The organism is Stenotrophomonas sp. STK16_22 (assembly GCF_051984505.1).
Taxonomy (GTDB): Bacteria; Pseudomonadota; Gammaproteobacteria; order Xanthomonadales; family Xanthomonadaceae; genus Stenotrophomonas; species Stenotrophomonas maltophilia_A.
In genome coordinates this window covers 3,152,076-3,173,338 of the sequence record NZ_CP196972.1, presented here as the reverse complement: position 1 = coordinate 3,173,338, position 21,263 = coordinate 3,152,076, and the positions used below count along the sequence as shown (strand labels likewise).

Sequence of the window (21,263 nt, the reverse complement as noted above, 5' to 3'; positions counted from 1 at the left end):
AAACTCCTACGGACGACGGAAGCGGCGGTCGGCGGCGGTGATGAATCCGCCCAGGGCCATCAACAGCGCGCCCAGCCAGATCCAGCGCACGAACGGCTTGATGTGCACCCGGACCGCCCATGCATTGTTGCCCAGCGGCTCGCCCAATGCCACGTAGACATCACCATCGAGGCGTGCATCGATGCCGGCCTCGGTCATCACCTGGCCGCCGCTGGCGTACTGGCGCTTTTCCGGATGCAGCAGGGCCAGCTCGCGGCCGTTGCGGAACACGCGCAGGTGGCCGCGGTCGGCGATGAAGTTCGGTCCTTCACGATGGTCCACGCCCTCGAAGCGCACCTCGTGGCGGCCGACCACCACCTGTTGGCCCGGTGCCAGCGCCACTTCACGCTGTACGTTGAGGGCTTCCACCAGCAGCGCACCGGCCAGGAACACGGCGATGCCGGCATGGGCGACGATCATGCCGAGCATTTCGGCGGTGAAGCGGCCATTGCCGCGCAGTCGCTGCCAGACGAAACGTGCGGTACCGAAGCCGACCCAGACCGCGGCAGCGACACCGAGACCGGCCTTCCAGCCGTTCTGCGGCGCCTGCCACCAGGCCAGCGCACCCAGCAGCACCGCCAGCCCCAGCCACGGTGCCAGCAGCGCGAACGCGCGCGAGGGCTGGTCGCGTTGCCACTTCACCAGCGGGCCGAACGGCAGCAGCAGGATCATCGGTGCCATCAGCAGCAGGAACAGGCTGCCGAAGTAGGGCGGGCCGACCGAGATCTTGCCCAGCGACAGTGCATCGGCCAGCAACGGATACAGTGTGCCGAGCAGCACCATCGCGCAGGCGGTGGCCAGCAGCAGGTTGTTGGCCAGCAGCAGGGTCTCGCGCGAGGTGGCGGTGAAGCCACGGCGCGGATCGTCGGCGTCCACGCTGAGCTGGCTGGCGCGCAGCGCGTACAGCAGCAGGCTGCCGCCGACCAGCACCGACAGGAACACCAGGATGAACAGGCCGCGCGACGGATCTGCAGCGAACGAATGCACGCTGGTCAGCACACCGGAGCGCACCAGGAAGGTGCCGAGCAGCGACAGCGCGAAGGCCGCGATCGCCAGCAGCAGGGTCCAGCTGCCGAAAGTGCCGCGCTTCTCAGTGACCGCCTGCGAATGGATCAGTGCCGCACCGACCAGCCACGGCATGAAGCTGGCATTTTCCACCGGGTCCCAGAACCACCAGCCGCCCCAGCCCAGCTCGTAATACGCCCACCAGCTGCCCAGCGCGATGCCCAGGGTCAGGAAGCCCCAGGCGACGTTGGTCCACGGCCGCGTCCAGCGCAGCCAGCGCGCGTCGACGCGGCCTTCCAGCAGTGCCGCCACCGCGAACGCGAACGGCACAGCAAAGCCCACATAACCGATGTACAGCATCGGCGGATGGATGATCAGGCCCGGGTCCTGCAGCAGCGGGTTGAGATCACGGCCTTCCAGCGGGGCCGGATTCAGGCGCAGGAACGGGTTGGAGGTGAAGATCAGGAAGGCGAGGAATCCGACGCTGACGATGCCCATCACCGCCAGTACACGCGCCTGCACCGGTGCCGGCAGGTGCCGCGAGAACAGCGCCACCGCGCCGGTCCACAGCGCCAGCACCAGTGCCCACATCAGCAGTGAGCCCTCGTGCGCGCCCCACACCGCCGAGTAGCGGTAGATCATCGGCAGCAGCGAATTGGAGTTCTCGGCCACGTAGCGCACCGAGAAGTCCTGCTGCACGAACGCAGCGGTGAGCACCGCGAAGGCGCCGGCAAGCAGCAGCAGCTGTGCGAAGGCGGCTGGCCGTGCCACCGCCATCCATGCCGTGTTGCCGCGATGCGCGCCGACCAACGGCAGGCCGGCCTGCAGCAGCGAGGCCAGCAACGCGCACAACAACAGGATCTGACCCAGTTCGGGCAGCACTCAGCGCACCTCGGGTGCCGTCACCGGCACGTCATGCTTGCGATGGGCGTCGCCCATCTTGTCGGCCACTTCCTTGGGCACGTACTTCTCATCGTGCTTGGCCAGCACCTCGTCGGCGACGAACACATCGTCCTGCAGGCGGCCACTGGCGACCACTGCGGTGCCTTCGGCGAACATGTCCGGCAGGATCCGCGACGTGGTCACCGCCAGCTGGGCATCGCCGTCGGTCACTTCAAAACGTGCTTCCAGCGAACCGACCGGGCGGTTGAAGGAGCCCTTCACCACCATGCCGCCCAGGCGGAACCGCGACTGCGCATCGACATCGCCGCGCAGCACTTCCGAAGGCGTGTACAGGTAGGCGATGTTGCGTTCCAGCGCCATCGCCACCAGCGCGGTGGCCAGCCCGGAGGCGAGCAGGGCCAGCAGCACCCAGACCAGGCGGCGACGTTGTACCGGCGTCATCGTTCCAGCTCCGTCGACAGCGGCGCCGCAGCGTCCTGTTTGACGGCGCGGGTCTGCTGCCGCTGCTGGCGTGCCAGCGCCAACCGGCGTGCCACGCGCAGGCGCAGCCACGAACCGATGGCATCGGCGCCGAGTACCAGCACGAACACGGCGTAGGCGCCGATCACATAGGGCAGGTGGGTCATGATTGGGCCTCCCCGGCCGCACGTGCGGCATCGACGCGACCACCGACCCAGGCCTTGCCTGCCTCGCGGTCGAGATTGTCGGCGCGGGCCTTGGCCAGCACCGAACCAGCGAACCAGAACTTGGTGCCGATCACCATCCACCACAGTGGCGCGATCATCGCGCTGCTGATCGCCGATTCACCGAACACGTTGATCGACTGGCGCTGGTGCAGGCCGCCCCACCAGTCCACCGAATAGCGGATCACCGGCAGCAGGCTGACACCGACGATGGCCAGCAGGCCGGCCGCGCGTGCAGCGCTGCGGCGGTCCTCGATGGCGTGGTACAGGCCGATCACGCCCAGGTACAGGAACAGCAGCACCAGCTCGCTGGTCATGCGCGGGTCCCAGTCCCACCAGGTGCCCCAGGTGCCCTTGCCCCAGATGCTGCCAGTGAGCAGGGTGATCAGGGTGAAACCGGCACCCATCGGTGCGCAGGCCATGGCCAGGATCTCGCAGACCTTGATCCGCCAGATCAGGGCGATGGCGGCATACAGCGCCATCAGCGCGAACACGAACAGGCTCATCCAGGCGCTGGGCACGTGGATGTAGAGGATGCGGAAGCTGTCCAGCTGCTTGGCTTCCGGCGGCACCACCAGCAGCGCCTGCCACATGCCGACCAGCAGCACCGGCACCGCCGCGAGGTAGAACACCCGCGACCAGCGGGCAGCGAATCGGTCGAACGTGGGGGGCGAACCGAGTTGGTGGAACCAGCGGACAATCGGATTCATGCGTGGCGGCTATCCAGCAGGGGTGGATTGGCTCTCAGCTCGGTCAACTCAGAGAAATACGTATTGCAGCGGCGGTGGCCAACGGAGCCAGCACCAGCGCGACCAGCAGGCCGGCGCCCAGCATCAGCAGCGCACCGACCGGATCCTGTCCGCGTCCCGCCGCTGCCAGGCTGCCTGCACCGAACACCAGCACCGGCACGTACAGCGGCAACGACAGCAACGCCACGAGAATACCAGAGCGCCGGATGCCTACGGTCAGTGCAGCGACCACGCCACCGATCAGGCTCAGCAACGGTGTTCCCAGCAGCAACGATGCCAGCAACATCGGCAGCTGGTCATGCGGCAGATGCAGCATTTCGGCCAGCAACGGGCTGACCACGATCAGCGGCAGCGCAGTGGTGGCCCAGTGCAGCAGCACGCGCACCAGCACCAGCCAGGCCAGCGGCACCGGCGCCAGCAGCAATTGCTCCAGCGAGCCGTCTTCGGCATCGGAGCGGAACAGTGAATCCAGTGACAGCTGGCCGGCCAGCAGCACGGCCAGCCACAGCACCGCGCCGGCGGTGGCGGCCAGTAGTTGCGGTTCGCGGCCCTGGGCGAGCGCGAACAGCACCACCACCAGCACCGCGAACAGCAGCGGCTGCAGCGCATCGCCGCGGCGGCGCCAGAGCAGGCGCAGGTCGCGCTTGAGCAGGGCCGCTGCGGTCTGCCACAGGCCCGGTTCGGTTCCTGGCGCGATCATGCAGCACCGCCCAGGTCGAGCTGGCGGGTACGCACCGGCGGTGCGGCATAGGCGCCGTGGGTGGTGACCAGTGCAGCGCCGCCGGCACGCAGATGCGCGGAAATCATCCGGTTGACCAGGGTGATGCCCTCCAGGTCGAGGTTGGCATAGGGTTCGTCGAGCAGCCACAACGGCGCCGGTGACAGCCAGATGCGTGCCAGTGCCAGCCGCCGCTTCTGCCCGGCGGACAGATGCCGAACGAGAGTGTCCTCATAACCGGCCAAGCCGACGATGGCCAGCGCGTTGCCGGGCATCTGCCGCGCACGCCGTCCGTGCAGGCCGCACAGGAAGTGCAGGTTCTCCAGCGTGTCCAGATCGGGCTTCAATGCGGGCAGGTGGCTGAGGTAGGCGACGTAACGCGCGCGCTCGGCATTGCCGGCCGGCCTGCCATCGATCTGCACCTGCCCGGCACCAGGCCGGGCCAGGCCCGCCAGCACGCGCAGCAGGGTGGTTTTGCCGGCGCCATTGCCGCCCTGCACCAGCAGGGCTTCGCCGGCGTCCACATGGAAGTCCAGCGGGCCGAACACCGGCTCGTCATTGCGGGAAAAGCTCAGGCCGCTGGCGGCCAGCAATGCAGGGGTGTTCAAGGGGCAAAGGTCTTCATGCCGGAGTGCGGCGGCAATTGTAGCGGTGAATTCACAGGGTAGTACCGGCCGCTGGCCGGCAGGTGCGACCCAGCGTCGCAGATTGCCTGGGGTTGCCGGCCAGCGGCCGGCACTACCGAAGCAGGGATTGCGTAAACTCAGGGGCCTGTCTCCCCATATCCCCAGGCCGATGCAACCCACCACCAAGCTGCCCAAGGTCGGTACCACGATCTTCACCGTGATGTCCCAGCTCGCCGCCGAACACGGCGCGGTCAACCTCGGTCAGGGGTTCCCGGACTTTTCCGCACCGCAGCGCCTGATCGATGAAACCGCCAGGGCGATGGCCGCCGGGCTGAACCAGTACCCGCCGATGACCGGTGTGGCGCCGCTGCGCCAGGCCATCGCGCAGAAGGCGCTGGACTGCTACGGCGCGCAGGTCGACGCGGACAGCGAAATCACCGTCACCAGCGGCGGCACCGAGGCCATCTTCAACGCCATCCATGCCGTGGTGCGTGCGGGCGAGGAAGTGATCGTGCTCGACCCGGCGTATGACTGCTATGAACCGGCGATCGATCTGGCCGGCGCCAAGGCCGTGCATGTGTCGCTGGATCCGCAGACCTTCGCCGTCGACTGGGACCGCGTGCGTGCGGCGATCACCCCGCGTACCCGCATGCTGATCGTCAACACCCCGCACAATCCGTCCGGTGCGATGCTGTCGGCGCAGGACATGCAGGCACTGGCCGAGCTGCTGCGTGGCACGCAGATCTACCTGATCTCCGATGAGGTGTACGAGCACATCATCTATGACGGTCGCCGCCATGAATCGGCGCTGCGCTACCCGGAACTGCGCGAACGCGCGTTCGTGATCTCCAGCTTCGGCAAGACCTACCACTGCACTGGCTGGAAGATCGGCTATGCGATCGCCCCGCCGGCGCTGACCGCCGAGTTCCGCAAGGTGCACCAGTACAACACCTTCACCAGCTTCGGCCCTGCGCAGTACGGCTTCGCCGCGATGATCCGCGATGAGCCCGAACACCACCTGGAGCTGGGTGCGTTCTACCAGGCCAAGCGCGATCGTTTCCGCGAACAGCTGGCCAGCACCCGGCTGAAGGCGCTGCCGGTGCCGGGCGGTTACTTCCAGCTGGTCGACTACTCGGCCATCAGCGACCTGCCGGACCATGAGTTCGTGAAGTGGCTGACCATCGAGAAGGGCGTCACTGCCATTCCGCTGTCGCCGTTCTACGAAAATCCGCCGGCCGGCCAGCGCCTGGTGCGCCTGTGCTTCGCCAAGAATGAAGCAACGATGGACGCGGCGATCGAACGCCTGCGCCTGCTCTGAGCGGAGGCGTGAACATGCAGGACCTGCGCATTTCCCTCGTCCAGGGCGACACCCGCTGGCATGACCCGGCGGGCAACCGTGAGTACTACGGCGCGCTGCTGGCACCGCTGGCGGGCACCACCGATCTGGTGGTCCTGCCGGAGACCTTCACCAGTGGCTTCTCCAATGAAGCCATCGCCCAGGCCGAAGGCATGGATGGTCCGACCGTGGCCTGGGTGCGCGAACAGGCCAAGGCGCTGGACGCGGCGGTGATCGGCAGCGTGCAGCTGCGTGATGGCGAAGGCGTCTACAACCGGCTGCTGTTCGCCACGCCCGACGGCGAGCTGCAGTACTACGACAAGCGCCACCTGTTCCGCTATGGCGGCGAGCACGAGCGCTATGCGGCCGGCCGCGAGCGCCTGAGCGTGGAATGGAAGGGCTGGCGGATCAATCCGCAGGTCTGCTACGACCTGCGTTTCCCGGTGTTCTGCCGCAACCGCTACAACGTTGAACGTCCACAGCAGCTGGATTTCGATCTGCAGATCTTCGTCGCCAACTGGCCGTCGGCACGTGCCTATGCGTGGAAGACACTGCTGCGTGCACGTGCGATCGAGAACCTGTGCTTCGTTGCCGCGGTGAACCGTGTCGGCGTCGATGGCAACCAGCTGCATTACGCCGGTGACAGCGCGGTGCTGGATTTCCTCGGCCAGCCGCAGGTGGAAATCCGCGAGCGCGAACAGGTGGTCACCACCACCATCTCGGCCGAGGCGCTGGCTGCACACCGCGCACGCTTCCCGGCGATGCTCGATGCTGATGCCTTCCACCTGGACGAGCAGGCCTGAGCGACGGCCTGAACGCCGCCGCACCAGCGCGCGCGCCTGCATTCAACGTGCACGCGCGCGCTGCTAGATTCGCCGCCATTCCGACCGAACTGGAAGTCCTGCCATGAACACGTCCTTCGCCCTGCTGCTGGCCCTGTCGGCCGCATCGCTGGCCCCGGCCGCGCACGCCGCCGGCAACCTCGACTGCGAGCTGCGCTACAACCTCTCCGGCTGGTCGCTGATCTACAAGACCGCCTCCGGCAATGGCACGGTCACCTGCAGCAACGGCGCCAGCATGCCGGTGCGCATCCAGATGAAGGGCGGCGGCCTGACCGTGGGCAAGTCGAAGATCACCAACGGGCGTGGCAGCTTCACCGGCGCGGTCAGCGTCAACGAACTGCTGGGTACTTACGCCTCGGTCGGCGCGCATGCCGGTGCGGTGAAGTCCAGCAACGCGCAGGTGATGACCAAGGGTGATATCTCGCTGGCCCTGTCCGGTACCGGCAAGGGCTGGGACCTGGGCGTGGACGGCACCGCGTTCACCCTCAGCCGGCGCTGAGGCGCGACGGCTCGGCAGATCCCCAGCTGATGCGGATGTAGTGCTGTTCGGAATCGCTCAACAACCGTTCGACACCGAAACCATTCTTGAGCAGTTGTGCGGTCACGTCTTCGACGAGCTGCTCGCTGGCCATCACCTGGCTGAAGCCGAACACGAGATAGCGGCGGCCATTCTCCGAGCCGATCTGGATCGAGTTGTCGAGGTCGCGGTAGAACTGTTCGATCGGGCGCTTGGCGGCATCGGCGTTGGCGCGTGCCTGTTCGGCGGTAATGGTGATCATGGGCATCTGCCTGGTGTGGGAGAGCGCGCACGATAGCCAGCGCCCTGATGTGAATTCCGGGCGTGGCGCACAATGCCTTGTGTTTGCAGCAATTCCTAACATGCGGTGTGAGCGTCGATCCGCGCCGGAAAAGTGCCGCGCGGCGGTGAGCATCCTGCATCGACATGAAGTCATCGGGCAGGGATAGGGGCCAACCGCAGTGGAGGCGGTGCAACGCACCGCCCAGAGCGGGTCCTGCAGCTATCCGACGCTGTGGGCGCGCAGTGCATTTACGTTTCCTTGACCCTGCAGTAACCCCGCAATGCCTAACAGGGACGTCCCAGCGATTCTGCTGGGATCATTGGAGACGCTGGAATGGAGTTCAGAACGTCCGTGCTGCTCGTGGCCCTCATCGCCACGCCCGCCATCGCCCACGCCGAGGTCTGCCTGTCTGACAGCGGACTCGTTGTGCCGTGTCCTAGCCTGTTGCCGCATCCGGTGACGGCCAGATTCGAGATCGGCACCCTGCCGCGTGTGGCTGGCTCGCCGTCGGAAATCTACATCACAGGCGGCGGCCAGGTGGATGGAACGAGTAATTTCTCGGTCTATGCCAATGGTCAGTTCCTGTGCCGTACCAATGACAATTACGACGGTGGCAACACCACGCCCATCCGCCATTGCACCGCGACCATCGCAACACCCGGGACCTATGTGATCTCGGCGTCGCGCAACAGTCCTGGCAACTTCCTCGCGCCAATGGACGAAGTGATCAACGTGCAGTAACCCGCTGTTTGCTGATCCAGGCCCCGGGGCAGGGACCTCGGGGCCCCTGCTGCCCGCGTGGCAGCAGGAGCGAGTCCTTCATCGTTACGATCGGCAGCCAGGCCTTCCGCCGTCGACTGACCGATCCCGCTGCAGCCACAAGGCCAGCAGGCCACACACGATGAGGGTCGGTGCCAGCAGCTGCACTGCACCGACCAACGCCATTGCCGCGCCGATCAACAGGTAGTAGAGCAGGCCGAACAGCGCGCCTGCGCTGCCGAGACAATGCGGATAGCCGCGCAGAGCCTGGCCGAGCACATTGGGAATGGCAAGGCCGAAGCCCGTCACCACCGGCACCATCGCCGCGACCAGGGCAGGGTGATCATCCAGCAGCGTGGCCAGCAGGCCTCCCGTCAGGACCAGTCCTGCGGCGATGCGGATGCGCGTGGTTGCGGCAACGCCTGCACGCAGCAGGCGGCCATTGCCCCACGCGCCCAGTGCCGAGCCCAATGCCAGCACCGCGCCGCTGGCGCCGAACCAGGTGGCTGGCCAGTGCAGGCGCGCAAACACGAAGGGGCCGAGTGCATACCAGCTGTACATCGCCACGTTGAAGGCCATCACCAGCAACGCGTGTGACCAGATCCAGCGATCGTGCAGCAGTTCCCGCAGCAGCGGCAGCATGGGCGTGTGCGGGATATGTGCAGGGCGGCTTTCGCGCAGGCCAGCCAGGCATGCGACTGCCAGCAGGACAGCTATCAGCAGCAGGCCGGACTGTACGCCGACATAGCCATTGGCGGCGACCAGCAGCGTGCCCAGTGCAAGACCGATGGCCGGGCTCAGGGCCAAGGCCATGCCGATCCAAGAGAATGCCTGGGCCAACGCTGGCCCCTGCAGATGGTCGCGTAGTACGGTCTGGGTTACCACCGAGGCCGCCGCCGCACCCAGTGCGGCCAGTGCCTGTGCCAGCAGGACCTGGCCGAAGGTGCTGGCCAGCAGGCCGCCGCAGGCGGCCAGTGCGAACACGGCCAGGCCGCATAGCAGGGCAGGGCGACGACCGATACGATCGGCCAGACGCCCCCACAGCAGCACGCCTGCAGCGAAGCCGAACAGGTACAGGCTCATGGCCTGGCTGGCGGCACTCGGCGGCAGGGCGAAGCGTTCGGCCAGATCGGCCAGGGCCGGGCTGTACAGGGTCTGTGCCAACTGCGGGAACATCAGCAGTGCAATGGTGAGCAACAACAGGCGGCGCGACATGCGGGCGCTCCAGGAACAGGGCCGCGCATTGTGGTCGCGTCCGCAATGGCGCACTCTGTCTATCCTGTCATTGAATGTATGAAATCAGACATGGCCTGGTTGCAGCCGCACGCGCACTTCGACGCCGATGCCTGGAGCGCTCCGGTGCTGGGGATCGCAGCCTCACTGGCGGATCACGACTCGGGTTGGCACCAGCATGCACGCGCGCAGCTGCTGTATACCCGGCAGGGCTGCACGCGCCTGACCTACGGTGATCGCATCAGCCTGCTGCCGCCCGCGCGCGCCGCGTGGATTCCGGGCGGGCTGCGCCATCGCGCGCAGATGCGCCAGGCGGTCGACTACCGTTCGTTGTACTTCGACGCCACGCTGTCGGCCCAGCTGCCCCGGCAGCCGGCGATCATCGGCGTGGGGCCGCTGCTGCAGGCCTTGCTGGAGCCGATCGCGCAGGCACCGTTCGACCATGACTGGCAGTCGCCGCGCGCACACCATCAACTGGCGTTGTGCGTGCTGGAAATCGTCGCTGCACCGGTGGCGCCGATGGACCTGCCTCTGCCGCGTGATCCGCGGATCGCACGTTGTCTGCCGCTGGCCGAACAGTTGCCGCCCGAACTGGGCGAATTGGCCGCGCGTGCGGACCTGAGCGTGCGTACCGTTGGCCGGCTAATGCAGCGTGATACCGGCATGAGCTATCAGGCCTGGCGCCAGCAATGGCGCCTGATGCGGGCCATGGAGTTGCTGCTGCTGGGCCATCGCGTCGCGCACGTGGCCCAGGACACCGGCTTTTCCGCCGAGAGCCCGTTCATCGCCTTCTTCCGCAGCATGACCGGCACCACACCCGCCGCGTTCCAGCGCCACGCAAAAGGGGACGGAGGGGATTAAGTCGCTTTCGCCCCGTCGACACACGCCGTGGCAAAAACGACTTAATCCCCTCCGTCCCCTTTTTAAAGAAAAACCCCGGCCGGAGCCGGGATTTTTCATTTCAGTCGGATCGCTGATCAGCCGCCGCGCGGGCCGCTGCGGCGCGGGCCGCCCGGACCGCGGTTGCCGCCGGGGCCGCCCGGGCCTCGGTTGCCACCCGGACCACCGGGACCACGGTTACCGCCCGGGCCACGGTTGTTGCCACCGCCCGGACCGCGACCGCCCGGACGGGCGCCCTGCGCCGGCTTCGGGCTGCCATACGGGTTGAAGCCCGGGGTGGCGTGGTCGGACGGGAAGCTCGGGGCATTGCCCGGATGGCCGTACGGGTGCTTGTTGCCCTGGCCCTGCGAGCGGTTGCCCGCGCCGGCCGGACGACCTTGGCCGCCTGCGCCGCCACGGCCTTCACCACCAAAACCGCCACGGCCCTGGCCGCCACCGGCGCCAGCGCCCGGACCCTTCGGCTTGCTGTACGGACGGCCCTGGCCGCCTGCGCCCGGACCACGGGCACCCGGGCCACGTGCGCCCGGACCCGCATTGCGGTGGCCGCTCGGGCCGGTGCTCACGCCATCCGGCACGTACCAGGTGCGGAATGCGGCCGGGTTGCCTTCCGGCAGCGAACGATCGTTCTTCTGGGCGCGCTGCTTGAACGGCTTCTGCGACTGCTTGGCTGCCGCTTCACCGCTGACCGTCAGGCCGCCCTTGAAGCCGCCACCCTTGCCGCCGCGACCACGGCCGCGGTCTTCGCGGACGTTGTCGAAACGACGCAGCTCGCGGCCTTCGTCGGCGGTGTTGTGGCCGTTGACGTAGGCATTGCCGCGGCCACCTTCGCGCACGCGCACGGTGGTCTTGGCGGCACGGCGCTGGCCGATCACCGGCTGCAGGGTCAGTGCCGACGGTGCGCCTTCTTCCAGCTTCAGCTGCGCACGCAGGGCTTCCACCTGGGCGGTGCCCAGTTCCACCGAATGGCCGCGGGCCAGTTCGCGCGGCAGGCTCACCTTGCCGTAGCGGGTGCGCTTCAGGCGGCTGACCTGGCAGCCCTGCGACTCCCACAGGCGACGCACTTCGCGGTTGCGGCCTTCCTTCACCACGACGCGGAACCAGTCGTGCGAATCGGTGCCGCCGATGCGTTCGATCTCGTCGAACTTGGCCGGGCCGTCTTCCAGTGCCACGCCACGGGTGAGGCGGTCGACGATGGCGTCGGAGACCTTTTCCTCGCCTTCCGGTGCACGCACGCGCACCACGTACTCGCGTTCGACCTCGAACGACGGGTGCATCATGGCGTTGGCCAGTTCACCGTCGGTGGTGGCCAGCAGCAGGCCGGTGGTGTTGATGTCGAGGCGGCCGATCGCGATCCAGCGCGCGCCCTTCAGCGGCGGCAGCGACTCGAACACGGTCGGGCGGCCTTCCGGATCATCGCGGGTGGTCACTTCGCCTTCCGGCTTGTTGTAGACCAGCACGCGCGACGGCTCGGCCAGGGCGGTGGCGACGAAGCCACGGCCATCCAGTTCGATCTTGTCGCCGCTCTTGACCGACATGCCGGTCTGCGCGACTTCACCGTTGACCTTGACCAGGCCTTCGGCAATGCGCTGTTCCAGCGCGCGGCGCGAGCCAAGGCCGGCCTGTGCCAGCACCTTGTGCAGGCGTTCTTCCAACTTGAACTGTTCGGAGGTGGCTTCGCGCTTGAGCGAGAGCTTGTTCAACGACAGCTTGCGAGGGGTGTCACTCATCAGTTTTGCTCCGGCCGACGGTTTCGAGGTCGGCCTCTGGTTCGGAATCGGCTTGGTCAACAGCCACGGTCGTCATCGCGACGGCGTTGTCTTCGCGTTCGTTCACTGGCACCGCGCGCTCGCCCGGCGCGGAATCGGGGTGCCCATCATCGAGGGGCGAAGGTGCTTGCTCATCGGAAGCCGGCGCAGGGGCTGCGTCGGCGGAATCGGGGGTGTCACTGCCGGCCAGGCCGGCATCATCGTTCGCGGCAGCGCTTTCGTCGCCGGCCGATAGGTCAGGACCGTCGGCGCTTGCCGCTGCCGGTGCATCGCGGTCCAGGGACAGCTGGGGTTCCAGCTCGCCCAGGTCCTTCAGTTCCGACAGTGGCGGCAGCTCATCCAATCGCTTCAGGCCGAAATAATCCAGAAAGCCCTTGGTGGTGCCGAACAGCGCCGGCTTGCCGGGTACGTCGCGGTGGCCGACCACGCGGATCCACTCGCGTTCTTCCAGCGCCTGGATGATGTTGCTGCTGACCGCCACGCCGCGCACCTGCTCGATCTCGCCACGGGTGATCGGCTGCCGGTAGGCGATCAGCGCCAGGGTTTCCAGGGTGGCGCGGGTGTAACGGGTCTTGCGTTCGGTCCACAGCCGGCTGATCCAGCCATGCACTTCGCCGGTGACCTGGTAGCGGAAGCCGGAGGCGACCTCGACCAGTTCCACGCCGCGGCCTTCGCAGGCTTCGCGCAGACGTTCCAGTGCGCGTTCGATGCTGCCCGGCGGTGCCGGTTCCTCTTCCGGGAACAGGTCCTTCAGCTGGGCCAGGGTGAGCGGCTGGCTGGAGGCCAGCAGCGCACCTTCGACAATGCGGTTGATCAGCAATTGATCCATCGGCAGTCAGCGCTCACTCGTCTGCATTGGCGGCGTCGTTGTCGTCGAACTCGCTGCTGAACTGCAGCGGGGCGTTGGTGTTGCCGGCGGCCAGCGATTTCACGTAGATCGGCGCCAGCGGTTCTTCCTGGACGATGTCCAGCAGCTGTTCCTTGGCCAGTTCCAGCACCGCCAGGAACGTGACCAGCACGCCCAGCTTGCCTTCTTCGGCCGTGAACAAGCCTTCAAAACGATAGAACTTGCCATCTTCCAGGCGTCCCAGCACTTCGCCCATGCGTTGCCGCACGCTCAGTGCCTCACGCTTGATGGCGTGGCCGCTGAACAGCTCGGCGCGCTTGAGCACGTCGTGCAGCGCCAGCAGCATCTCCTTCAGGTCCACCGGCGGCGGCAGTTTCACCGTAGCGCGTTCGGGCATGAAGGCATGGGCCAGGCTGGTGTCGCGGTCCTGGCGGGGCAGGGCGTCGATGTCCTCGGCGGCCTGCTTGAAACGTTCGTATTCCTGCAGCCGGCGCACCAGCTCGGCGCGCGGGTCGGCTTCATCGCCTTCCTCGCTGACCGGGCGCGGCAGCAGCATGCGCGACTTCACCTCGGCCAGGATCGCGGCCATCACCAGGTACTCGGCGGCCAGCTCGAAGCGCAGCTCGCGCATCACGGTGATGTATTCCACATACTGCCGGGTGATCTCGGCGACGGGAATGTCCAGGACATCCAGGTTCTGGCGGCGGATCAGGTACAGCAGCAGGTCCAGCGGGCCTTCGAAGGCATCCAGGATGACTTCCAGCGCGTCCGGCGGAATGTACAGGTCCTGCGGAATCTGCAGGACCGGTTGCCCATGCACCACGGCCAGCGGCATTTCCTGCTGCTGGGGGGCGGGCGGCCGGGTTGGCGGGTTCGCGTCGAGCGCGAGTTCGGAAGTCATCTAATGGACATCAGGATTGCAACGGACCAGTCGCGGCACCGGGTTCGCCGGGCCAACGCCACGGAGCCCCAGGGCACCAGACACGCCGGGATCGGCGCGATTCCACACATATCAAACAGCAGGACGCGCCGCAGGAAACGGCAGCGACGGAACTACGGGGAGGTCGTCTACGTGGCCCGGCCAGGTGGTCCGGTTTGAAGCAGCGGGACGGTCGTCGGGGGCTGCGTTGGCCGCAAAAACCGACGGGCTGCTGCATCCAGCCACGTGCAATGGAGTCTAGGGTAAGCCTTTGTTGCGCCAGTGTCCAGCCGGGCCGGGGCAGGGGCCGCATTGGCTAGAATCTGCGGACCCGACAACGCAAGCGAGGAAATGCCGGTGTGGTATGTGATCGAAGGGTATGACGGCCAGGATGTGCTGGCGCAGCGGCTGCAGGCGCGGCCGGAACACCTGGCGCGGTTGCACGCGCTGCGCGACGAGGGACGCCTGCTGCTGGCCGGCCCCTGCCCGGCGGTGGACAGTGAAGACCCCGGCCCGGCCGGTTTCAGCGGCTCGGTGGTGATCGCGCAGTTCGAGTCGCTGCTGCAGGCCCAGGCCTGGGCCGACGCCGACCCGTACGTGGCCGCCGGCGTCTACACCCGCGTGCAGGTGCGACCGTTCCGGAAGGTGTTGCCGTGAACGCGGAACGGATCTCGCGAATGCGTGATGCGCTGCAGCATGCGCTGGCGCCAAGCGTGCTCGAGATCGAGGACGACAGTCATCGCCACGCCGGCCATGCCGGTGCGCGCGATGGCCGCGGCCATTTCAACGTACATGTGGTCAGTGAACGCTTCGCCGGACTGGGCCCGCTGGCCCGGCATCGCGCGGTGTACGCCGCGCTGGGGACGATGATGGAGACCGATATCCACGCGTTGTCCATCCGCGCGCAGACCCCGTCAGAACAGGGCTGAGCCCTTGTCCCACGCTGTCCTGGCGGGTCCCTGCGGGGGCTCGCTGCAGACAGATTTCCATGTCCATTTCGGGACATTCGCCTAACGGACTGTTTACAAGCCCAGATGGAAACGCTTACATTCCGCGCCAATGCTGGTAGGTCCAAGCCGTGGAGGGCGGCTTCGTGAACAAGGCAGCTATCACAATCAAAGACGTCGCTCGCGAAGCCCGGGTCTCCGTGGCCACGGTTTCCCGCGCGCTCAACGGGCATGAAAATGTCGCCGAACCGGTCCGCCAGCTTGTGCTGGAGGTGGCCGCACGGCTGCGTTACACCCCGCACGCCGCCGCCCGCAGCCTGAGCAGCCGCCGCACCAATACGGTGGGCGTGGTACTGCCTGACCTGTACGGCGAATTCTTCTCCGAACTGATGCGTGGCATCGACAATGTCGCCCGTAGCCGTCGCCAGCACCTGCTGGTGTCCAGCTACCACGGTGACCAGGAGCAGCAGGGCGCGGCCCTGCGCGCCATGCGCGGCCGCGTCGACGGCCTGCTGGTGCTCTCGCCCTATGCCGAGAGCCCCGGTTTCCTGACCGACAACCTGCCGCAGTCGTTGCCGACGGTGTTGATCAACACCTATCTGCCCGGGCAGGACCACCCGGTGCTGAGCATCGACGACCATGCCGGTGCGATGGCGATGACCCGCCATCTGCTTGACGCCGGCCACCGTCGTATCGCTTTCATTTCTGGCCCGGATCTCAACTTCGACGCGCGCGAGCGCCTGCGCGGCTTCCGTGACGCGCTGGCGGCTTTTGGCGGTGGCGCCGAGGGCATCGAGCTGCCCGGTGATTTCGACGAAGCTTCCGGCCATCGCGCCGGTCAGGAGTTGCTGGCAGCCGGAGCGCTGCCTGATGCCGTGTTCGCCGCCAACGACATGATGGCCTTGGGATGCCTGTATGCATTCACGCAGGCCGGTGTCCGTGTTCCGACAGATGTCGCCCTGGCGGGTTTCGATGACATTCCACTGGCGCGTTTCGTCCACCCGTCGCTGACCACCATGCAGGTCAGCATCGCCGAGCTCGGCGACCGGGCCATGACGCGCCTGCTGCAGTTGATGGACGGCACCTCCACGGACGGGACAGGGGACAAGCAGACCCTGGTTCCCCGCTTGATAGTTCGCGATTCCACCACTCCGCCATCGGGCCATTGAAGCCAGAGGCGTTCCTTCTTTTTTGATTGATCGCAGGGACCGCGCGAGCGGTCACCGCCACCCGGAGATTGAGTTGATGATGCATACCACCTTCCGCACGCCGGCACGCCGGCTGCTGAGCACCGCACTGGTCAGCTGCCTGATGCTGGCCGCCGCTCCGAACGTCATGGCGCAGTCGGCCAATGCCAGCCTGCGCGGCCAGGTTTCCGGCGCCCAGGCCGGCGCCGAAGTGACCGCCACCAACCTGGCCACCGGCACCGTCCGTCGCGGCACCGTCCGTGCCGATGGCAGCTACTCGCTGATGGGCCTGGACCCGGGCACCTATGACGTGGTCGCCAACGGCCAGTCGCAGAAGGTCACCGTCACCGTGGCCTCGACTGCTACCCTGAACTTCGCCGGTGCCGCCAGCAGCACCCCGGGTTCGACCGCGGCCACCAACCTGGACACCGTCAACGTTGTCGCACCGACCCTGCTGCAGGAAGTGCGCACGTCCGAAGTCGGCAAGACCGTCAGCCTGCAGCAGATCCAGACCACGCCGCAGGTCTCGCGCAACTTCCTGGAGTTCGCCGACGCGGTGCCGGGCATGATCTTCACCCGCGATGCCAAGGGCAACACCTCGCTGCGTGGCGGTGCCACCAACTCCGACGGCACCAACGTCTATATCGATGGTGTGGGCCAGAAGAGCTACGTGAAGGGTGGCGGCATCTCCGGCCAGTCCGGCAGCGCGGGCAACCCGTTCCCGCAGCTGGCCATCGGTGAGTACAAGGTCATCACCGGCAACTACAAGGCCGAGTATGGCCAGGTGTCCAGCGCCGCGATCACGGCTGCGACCAAGTCGGGTACCAACGAGTTCAAGGGTGAGACCTTCTACCGTTATACCAACGAAAGCATGCGTGCGATGACCCCGGCCGAACGCCAGCCGGGCAAGAGCAAGGAAGACTCGGCCGAGAAGGAATACGGCTTCGCGCTGGGTGGCCCGATCATCAAGGACAAGGCCCATTTCTTCGTCACCTATGAAGCCAAGCGCTTCGATCTGCCGGTGACCATCGCGCCGGACGGTGCCGTCACTCCGTCGGCCGCCAATCTGCCCGCCGATGGTCTCGCAGGTCTCGGCCCGGCCAGCCAGCCGTTCCAGCAGGACCTGATCTTCGCCAAGATCGACTTCGAGCCGACTGACAACGATCGCATCGAACTGACCTTCCAGGACCGCGACGAAACCCAGCAGCAGTTCAGTGGCCAGACCGCGAAGGTACACGGCAAGGTCGTGGACAACACCGACCGCCGTTATGCGCTGCGCTGGAACCACAGCGGTGAGCGTTTCTACAACGAGTTGATGGTGACCCACGAGGAGGCCTTCAACAATCCGCTGCCGTTGACCATGGGCAACGGCATCATCTACACCGCACCGGATTTCGGCGACTCGGACGCCAACCGCCCGCAGGAGAAGACGCTCGTCCAGGTTGGCGCGGCTGATGCCTTCGCCTCGCAGGTGAAGGGCCAGAAGGGCTGGGCGATCGAGGACAACCTGACCCTGGACGGCCTGCAGTGGGCGGGCGACCACACCATCAAGATGGGCGCCAAGTACAAGCAGATCGACCTGTACGCTTCCGACGCGGCGCAGATCAACCCTCAGTTCTCCTACACCATCGACAACCCGGCGTTCCCCTCGAGCACGCCGTATAAGGCGCAGTTCACCAAGGCCAGCACCGGCGTCACCGGCGTGCAGTCCGAAGTGCGCGCCAAGGTCAAGCAGATCGGCTTGTTCATCCAGGACGACTGGCAGGTCAATGACCACCTGCAGCTGAATATCGGCCTGCGCTGGGACTACGAAAAGAACCCGGTCTACACCGATTTCGTGACCCCGCCGGAGGTCGTGAAGGCCCTGTTCTCGCAGGATCCGAACGCGCCGGCGGGCGTGTCCCAGACCTATGCGCAGACGCTGGCGCTCAGCGGGCTGAACGTCAACGACTACATCAGCACCGGCCACAACCGCAAGAACTTCAAGAACGCCTGGCAGCCGCGCCTGGGCTTCTCGTATGACGTCAATGCCGACGAACGGCACGTGTTCCATGGTGGCGCCGGCCGTTCCTATGACCGCGACCTGTTCGACAACCTGGCACTGGAAACCACCAAGCTGGCGCTGCCGCAGCCGACCGTTTACTTCCGCAACCCGGCCACCGGCAACTGCATGTACGGCCAGACTCCGTGCTTTGACTGGAACCCGAACCTGATGAACGGCATCGAGAACGTGCAGGCACTGCTGGGTTCCACCAGCAATGAAGGCATGGAAGTCGATCTGCTGAACAACAACATGAAGGTGCCGTACGCCGACCAGTTCAGCCTGGGCATGAGCAACCAGTTCGGTGAGTGGCTGACCGACGCGACGATTTCTCGCACGCTGACCTATGATGGGTTCGCCTTCACCCTGGGCAACCGCTTCAACAACGGCAACTTCTTCGATAACCAGATGCTGTGTGGTGCCAAGGAGCCGACCTACGGCCAGCCGTGGAACTGCAACATTCCGGGCTTCGGCAGCCTGATCATCGGCCAGCAGGGCATCAAGACCCGTTCCACCCAGGTGCTGCTGTCGGCGCAGAAGCCGTACAGCAAGGAAAGCGGTTGGGGCACCTCGATCGCCTATACCTGGACCAACGCGCGTCACAACCGAAACATCAACGAGCATTACTCGTTCGATCGCGGCACCATCGGTGAGTACCCGACCATCAAGTCCAACGGCGCGCCGCGCCATCGCCTGGTGGTCACCGGCTCGTATGACGGCTTCTGGGGCATCACCTTTGGTGGCAAGCTGACCCTGGCCACGCCTACCCCGGGCAATGACTGGTCCTGCATCGCGCAGGCTGGCACTGCCAACTGCCTGCCGACTCCGGCCGCGGGTACTCCGGGTGGCAATGGCCGCTTCCTGCTCGGTGGCAAGATCTTCGGCTACCGCTCGCTGGACCTGCAGGCGACCAAGACCTTCAAGCTGGCCGGCGATACCGAGCTGTATGCGCGTATCGACATCATCAACGTGCTCAACTTCGACAACTTCTCGAACCTGAACTACGTGAAGAGCGATGGCAAGCTGCTGGTGAGCTACAACGAGACCGGCGATGTGATCGGTACCCCGCGTCAGGTGAAGGCCGAAGTGGGCTTCCGCTTCTAAGGGGATCCGCCTGAAGCAATACCCCGATGCCGCCGCTCCGCCGGCGGCATCGGCAGGAAGAAAAAAGGCAATGGCCGGCCCCGTGCCGGTCCATTGCCCATGCCGCTGCCGGCCAGGCGGCAGCGGCATGGGCAATGATCGCGGTGTCAAACCACGTTTTTCGTGGTTTTTTCAGAACGCATCTTGTAAACGATTTCAGATCATTGGACGGTATGCTTTCCCATCGATCAGACCACCGGAGAAATCGCGCCATGCAGGCACGCCATCTGTTGTCCGCCGCAGCGTTGAGCCTGGCCGTGGCCGCCTGCCAGCCGGCCCAGCAGGAACCTGCCAAGCCGCGGCCGCCGGTGATCCTGATCGAGGCCGACGCACCGCCGCGGCCGATGAAGCCGGTGCTGCCGCCGCTGTTCGATGACATCGAGCGGCGTACCTTCCAGTTCTTCTGGGATACCACCAACGAGATCAACGGCCTGACCCCGGACCGCTATCCGTCGCGACCGTTCGCCAGCATCGCCTCGGTCGGCTTCGCGCTGACCGCCTATCCGATCGGCATCGAGAACGGCTGGGTCAGCCGCAACCAGGCGATCGACCGCACCCTGACCACGCTGAAGTTCTTCCGCGACGTGCCGATGGGCCCGCAGCGCACCGGCAAGGCCGGCTACAAGGGTTTCTACTACCACTTCCTGGACATGCAGGAAGGGCGTCGCTACGACAGCTGGGTTGAACTGTCCTCGGTGGATACCGCGCTGCTGATGATGGGCGTGCTGTTCGCGCAGTCGTACTACGACGGTGACGATCCGCGAGAGAAGGAGATCCGCCAGATCGCCGACACGTTGTACAAGAAGGTCGACTGGCCGTGGCTGCAGCAGCGTGCGCCGCTGATCTCGATGGGCTGGTTCCCGGAGAGCGGCTTCATCGACCACGACTGGATGGGCTACAACGAGGCGATGATGGTCTACATCCTTGCCCTGGGTTCGCCGACGCACCCGGTCAGCCCGGATGCGTGGACAGTGTGGACGCGCACCTACGACAACGACTGGGGCGTCTACCAGGGCCAGGAATACCTGTCGTTCGGCCCGCTGTTCGGCCACCAGTACAGCCATGTCTGGATCGACTTCCGCGACATCCAGGACGCGTACATGCGCGAGCGCGGCAGCACCTACTTCCTCAACAGCCGCTCGGCTGCCCTGGCCCAGCGCGAGTACGCCATCGCCAACCCGATGCAGTGGAAGGACTATGGCGAGAACGTATGGGGCCTGACCGCCAGCGACGGCCCGCAGAACACCACCCAGGAGTACCGCGGCGAGCAGCGCCAGTTCCGCCACTACTCCTCGCGCGGCGCCGGCCTGCGCGAGAACTTCGATGACGGCACCATTGCCCCCACCGCCGCGATCGCCTCGGTGGTGTTCGCGCCCGAGCAGGTGATCCCGGCCACGCTGGAAATGCACAAGCGCTACGGCGACTACATCTATTCCAGCTACGGTTTCCTCGATTCGTTCAACCCCAGCTTCAACTACGACATCCCGATCAAGACCGGCCGCCTGGTGCCGGATCGCGGCTGGGTCGCGAGCGATTACATCGCCATCGACCAGGGCCCGATCCTGACCATGATCGCCAACTACCGCGATGACTTCGTCTGGGAAGTGATGAAGAAGAACCCGTACATCCGCAAGGGCCTGGAACGGGCCGGGTTCAGCGGTGGCTGGCTGGCACCGGAAGGTTCGTTCCAGCCGCTGGAACTGCAGAAAGACGAAAAGGCCGCGGCGGCACGCGCGGTGGGTATCGCCGAATCACGCGCGGCTGCCGCGCAGGAACAGAAGAACAATGCCAACCGCAATACAGGCCAGGGCAAGTAACCC

At 66.2% G+C, this 21,263-nt stretch carries 21 protein-coding genes; 10 read left to right on the top strand and 11 right to left on the bottom strand.

All coding sequences use genetic code 11. From position 1 onward, the window contains the following. Window positions 1–6: 6 nt before the first annotated feature. Genes ACSYAO_RS14865 through ccmA form a run of 6 tightly spaced genes read right to left on the bottom strand, consistent with a single transcriptional unit; the run spans window position 7 to window position 4,705 of the window. Complete coding sequence (locus ACSYAO_RS14865; protein WP_071229731.1) at window positions 7–1,926, bottom strand: heme lyase CcmF/NrfE family subunit; 1,920 nt, start codon at window positions 1,924–1,926, stop codon at window positions 7–9. Continuing rightward, window positions 1,927–2,388 (bottom strand): cytochrome c maturation protein CcmE, encoded by a 462-nt coding sequence (gene ccmE / locus ACSYAO_RS14860; protein WP_032129787.1) that lies wholly within the window; start codon window positions 2,386–2,388, stop codon window positions 1,927–1,929. Further along, the gene (locus ACSYAO_RS14855; RefSeq protein ID WP_032129786.1) at window positions 2,385–2,573 is read right to left on the bottom strand and encodes a heme exporter protein CcmD; all 189 of its coding nucleotides are present in this window, start codon (window positions 2,571–2,573) and stop codon (window positions 2,385–2,387) included. Before ACSYAO_RS14855 ends, ccmE begins: the two co-directional genes overlap by 4 nt. Further along, window positions 2,570–3,340, bottom strand: coding sequence for a heme ABC transporter permease CcmC (gene ccmC, locus ACSYAO_RS14850; protein WP_049460760.1), 771 nt, complete (start codon window positions 3,338–3,340; stop codon window positions 2,570–2,572). Before ccmC ends, ACSYAO_RS14855 begins: the two co-directional genes overlap by 4 nt. A 43-nt stretch (window positions 3,341–3,383) precedes the next feature. Next, window positions 3,384–4,079: a heme exporter protein CcmB gene (gene ccmB / locus ACSYAO_RS14845; RefSeq protein WP_149909180.1), complete on the bottom strand. Its 696-nt coding sequence runs from the start codon at window positions 4,077–4,079 to the stop codon at window positions 3,384–3,386. Further along, window positions 4,076–4,705, bottom strand: coding sequence for a heme ABC exporter ATP-binding protein CcmA (gene ccmA / locus ACSYAO_RS14840; protein ID WP_019336398.1), 630 nt, complete (start codon window positions 4,703–4,705; stop codon window positions 4,076–4,078). The genes ccmB and ccmA overlap by 4 nt, the downstream gene beginning before the upstream one ends. Window positions 4,706–4,892: 187 nt before the next feature. Between ccmA and ACSYAO_RS14835 the strand changes: the two genes are divergently transcribed. From ACSYAO_RS14835 to ACSYAO_RS14825, 3 genes are all read left to right on the top strand, one after another. Then, complete coding sequence (locus ACSYAO_RS14835; RefSeq protein WP_032129783.1) at window positions 4,893–6,041, top strand: pyridoxal phosphate-dependent aminotransferase; 1,149 nt, start codon at window positions 4,893–4,895, stop codon at window positions 6,039–6,041. 14 nt (window positions 6,042–6,055) lie between these two features. Then, window positions 6,056–6,862 carry an amidohydrolase gene (locus tag ACSYAO_RS14830; RefSeq protein ID WP_149909181.1) on the top strand — a complete coding sequence of 269 codons (807 nt, stop codon included), beginning with the start codon at window positions 6,056–6,058 and terminating at the stop codon, window positions 6,860–6,862. A 103-nt stretch (window positions 6,863–6,965) separates the two neighbouring features. Next, window positions 6,966–7,400, top strand: coding sequence for a hypothetical protein (locus tag ACSYAO_RS14825; protein ID WP_032129781.1), 435 nt, complete (start codon window positions 6,966–6,968; stop codon window positions 7,398–7,400). Here ACSYAO_RS14825 and ACSYAO_RS14820 read toward each other — a convergent pair. Next, complete coding sequence (locus ACSYAO_RS14820; RefSeq protein ID WP_032129780.1) at window positions 7,387–7,680, bottom strand: hypothetical protein; 294 nt, start codon at window positions 7,678–7,680, stop codon at window positions 7,387–7,389. The two genes, ACSYAO_RS14825 and ACSYAO_RS14820, sit on opposite strands and share 14 nt — an antisense overlap. A 354-nt stretch (window positions 7,681–8,034) precedes the next feature. Between ACSYAO_RS14820 and ACSYAO_RS14815 the strand changes: the two genes are divergently transcribed. Beyond that, entirely contained in the window at window positions 8,035–8,442 is a 408-nt protein-coding gene (locus tag ACSYAO_RS14815) for a hypothetical protein (RefSeq protein WP_010486702.1), read from the top strand. A gap of 84 nt (window positions 8,443–8,526) precedes the next feature. Here ACSYAO_RS14815 and ACSYAO_RS14810 read toward each other — a convergent pair whose 3' ends face one another. Next, a complete protein-coding gene (locus ACSYAO_RS14810; RefSeq protein ID WP_049460766.1) occupies window positions 8,527–9,675 on the bottom strand; it encodes an MFS transporter in 1,149 nt (382 codons plus the stop codon). 90 nt (window positions 9,676–9,765) lie between these two features. Here ACSYAO_RS14810 and ACSYAO_RS14805 point away from each other — a divergent pair, with 90 nt between their 5' ends. Next, on the top strand, window positions 9,766–10,554 hold the full coding sequence (locus tag ACSYAO_RS14805) for an AraC family transcriptional regulator (protein WP_049460767.1): 789 nt from the start codon (window positions 9,766–9,768) through the stop codon (window positions 10,552–10,554). Between the two features lie 116 nt (window positions 10,555–10,670). Here ACSYAO_RS14805 and ACSYAO_RS14800 read toward each other — a convergent pair whose 3' ends face one another. From ACSYAO_RS14800 to ACSYAO_RS14790, 3 genes are read right to left on the bottom strand one after another with little or no spacing between them, the layout of a single operon-like run. Then, a complete protein-coding gene (locus tag ACSYAO_RS14800; protein WP_049460769.1) occupies window positions 10,671–12,320 on the bottom strand; it encodes a pseudouridine synthase in 1,650 nt (549 codons plus the stop codon). Then, on the bottom strand, window positions 12,313–13,188 hold the full coding sequence (scpB, locus tag ACSYAO_RS14795) for an SMC-Scp complex subunit ScpB (RefSeq protein ID WP_049423988.1): 876 nt from the start codon (window positions 13,186–13,188) through the stop codon (window positions 12,313–12,315). The genes ACSYAO_RS14800 and scpB overlap by 8 nt, the downstream gene beginning before the upstream one ends. 13 nt (window positions 13,189–13,201) lie before the next feature. Next, on the bottom strand, window positions 13,202–14,107 hold the full coding sequence (locus ACSYAO_RS14790) for a segregation and condensation protein A (RefSeq protein WP_006456456.1): 906 nt from the start codon (window positions 14,105–14,107) through the stop codon (window positions 13,202–13,204). Window positions 14,108–14,482: 375 nt separating this feature from the next. Between ACSYAO_RS14790 and ACSYAO_RS14785 the strand changes: the two genes are divergently transcribed. The 5 genes from ACSYAO_RS14785 (at window position 14,483) to ACSYAO_RS14765 (ending at window position 21,260) form a co-directional block, all read left to right on the top strand. Next, window positions 14,483–14,782 carry a YciI family protein gene (locus ACSYAO_RS14785; protein WP_032129789.1) on the top strand — a complete coding sequence of 100 codons (300 nt, stop codon included), beginning with the start codon at window positions 14,483–14,485 and terminating at the stop codon, window positions 14,780–14,782. Continuing rightward, complete coding sequence (locus tag ACSYAO_RS14780) at window positions 14,779–15,054, top strand: BolA family protein (RefSeq protein WP_434060509.1); 276 nt, start codon at window positions 14,779–14,781, stop codon at window positions 15,052–15,054. Before ACSYAO_RS14785 ends, ACSYAO_RS14780 begins: the two co-directional genes overlap by 4 nt. Before the next feature lie 149 nt (window positions 15,055–15,203). Continuing rightward, window positions 15,204–16,241, top strand: a complete 1,038-nt coding sequence (locus tag ACSYAO_RS14775; protein WP_032129774.1) for a LacI family DNA-binding transcriptional regulator — start codon at window positions 15,204–15,206, stop codon at window positions 16,239–16,241. A 76-nt stretch (window positions 16,242–16,317) separates the two neighbouring features. Continuing rightward, on the top strand, window positions 16,318–19,404 hold the full coding sequence (locus ACSYAO_RS14770; RefSeq protein WP_049401101.1) for a TonB-dependent receptor: 3,087 nt from the start codon (window positions 16,318–16,320) through the stop codon (window positions 19,402–19,404). A 251-nt stretch (window positions 19,405–19,655) separates the two neighbouring features. Further along, window positions 19,656–21,260 (top strand): glucoamylase family protein, encoded by a 1,605-nt coding sequence (locus ACSYAO_RS14765; RefSeq protein WP_032129772.1) that lies wholly within the window; start codon window positions 19,656–19,658, stop codon window positions 21,258–21,260. Window positions 21,261–21,263: the final 3 nt, after the last annotated feature.

Excerpts from the sequence above, each read along its gene's own strand:
- ccmE (WP_032129787.1), bottom strand. The coding sequence starts at position 2,388 with ATGACGCCGGTACAACGTCGCCGCCTGGTCTGGGTGCTGCTGGCCCTG.
- ACSYAO_RS14855 (WP_032129786.1), bottom strand. The coding sequence starts at position 2,573 with ATGACCCACCTGCCCTATGTGATCGGCGCCTACGCCGTGTTCGTGCTG.
- ccmC (WP_049460760.1), bottom strand. The coding sequence starts at position 3,340 with ATGAATCCGATTGTCCGCTGGTTCCACCAACTCGGTTCGCCCCCCACG.
- ccmB (WP_149909180.1), bottom strand. The coding sequence starts at position 4,079 with ATGATCGCGCCAGGAACCGAACCGGGCCTGTGGCAGACCGCAGCGGCC.
- ACSYAO_RS14835 (WP_032129783.1), top strand. The coding sequence starts at position 4,893 with ATGCAACCCACCACCAAGCTGCCCAAGGTCGGTACCACGATCTTCACC.
- ACSYAO_RS14830 (WP_149909181.1), top strand. The coding sequence starts at position 6,056 with ATGCAGGACCTGCGCATTTCCCTCGTCCAGGGCGACACCCGCTGGCAT.
- ACSYAO_RS14825 (WP_032129781.1), top strand. The coding sequence starts at position 6,966 with ATGAACACGTCCTTCGCCCTGCTGCTGGCCCTGTCGGCCGCATCGCTG.
- ACSYAO_RS14820 (WP_032129780.1), bottom strand. The coding sequence starts at position 7,680 with ATGATCACCATTACCGCCGAACAGGCACGCGCCAACGCCGATGCCGCC.
- ACSYAO_RS14815 (WP_010486702.1), top strand. The coding sequence starts at position 8,035 with ATGGAGTTCAGAACGTCCGTGCTGCTCGTGGCCCTCATCGCCACGCCC.
- ACSYAO_RS14810 (WP_049460766.1), bottom strand. The coding sequence starts at position 9,675 with ATGTCGCGCCGCCTGTTGTTGCTCACCATTGCACTGCTGATGTTCCCG.
- ACSYAO_RS14805 (WP_049460767.1), top strand. The coding sequence starts at position 9,766 with ATGGCCTGGTTGCAGCCGCACGCGCACTTCGACGCCGATGCCTGGAGC.
- ACSYAO_RS14800 (WP_049460769.1), bottom strand. The coding sequence starts at position 12,320 with ATGAGTGACACCCCTCGCAAGCTGTCGTTGAACAAGCTCTCGCTCAAG.
- scpB (WP_049423988.1), bottom strand. The coding sequence starts at position 13,188 with ATGGATCAATTGCTGATCAACCGCATTGTCGAAGGTGCGCTGCTGGCC.
- ACSYAO_RS14790 (WP_006456456.1), bottom strand. The coding sequence starts at position 14,107 with ATGACTTCCGAACTCGCGCTCGACGCGAACCCGCCAACCCGGCCGCCC.
- ACSYAO_RS14770 (WP_049401101.1), top strand. The coding sequence starts at position 16,318 with ATGATGCATACCACCTTCCGCACGCCGGCACGCCGGCTGCTGAGCACC.
- ACSYAO_RS14765 (WP_032129772.1), top strand. The coding sequence starts at position 19,656 with ATGCAGGCACGCCATCTGTTGTCCGCCGCAGCGTTGAGCCTGGCCGTG.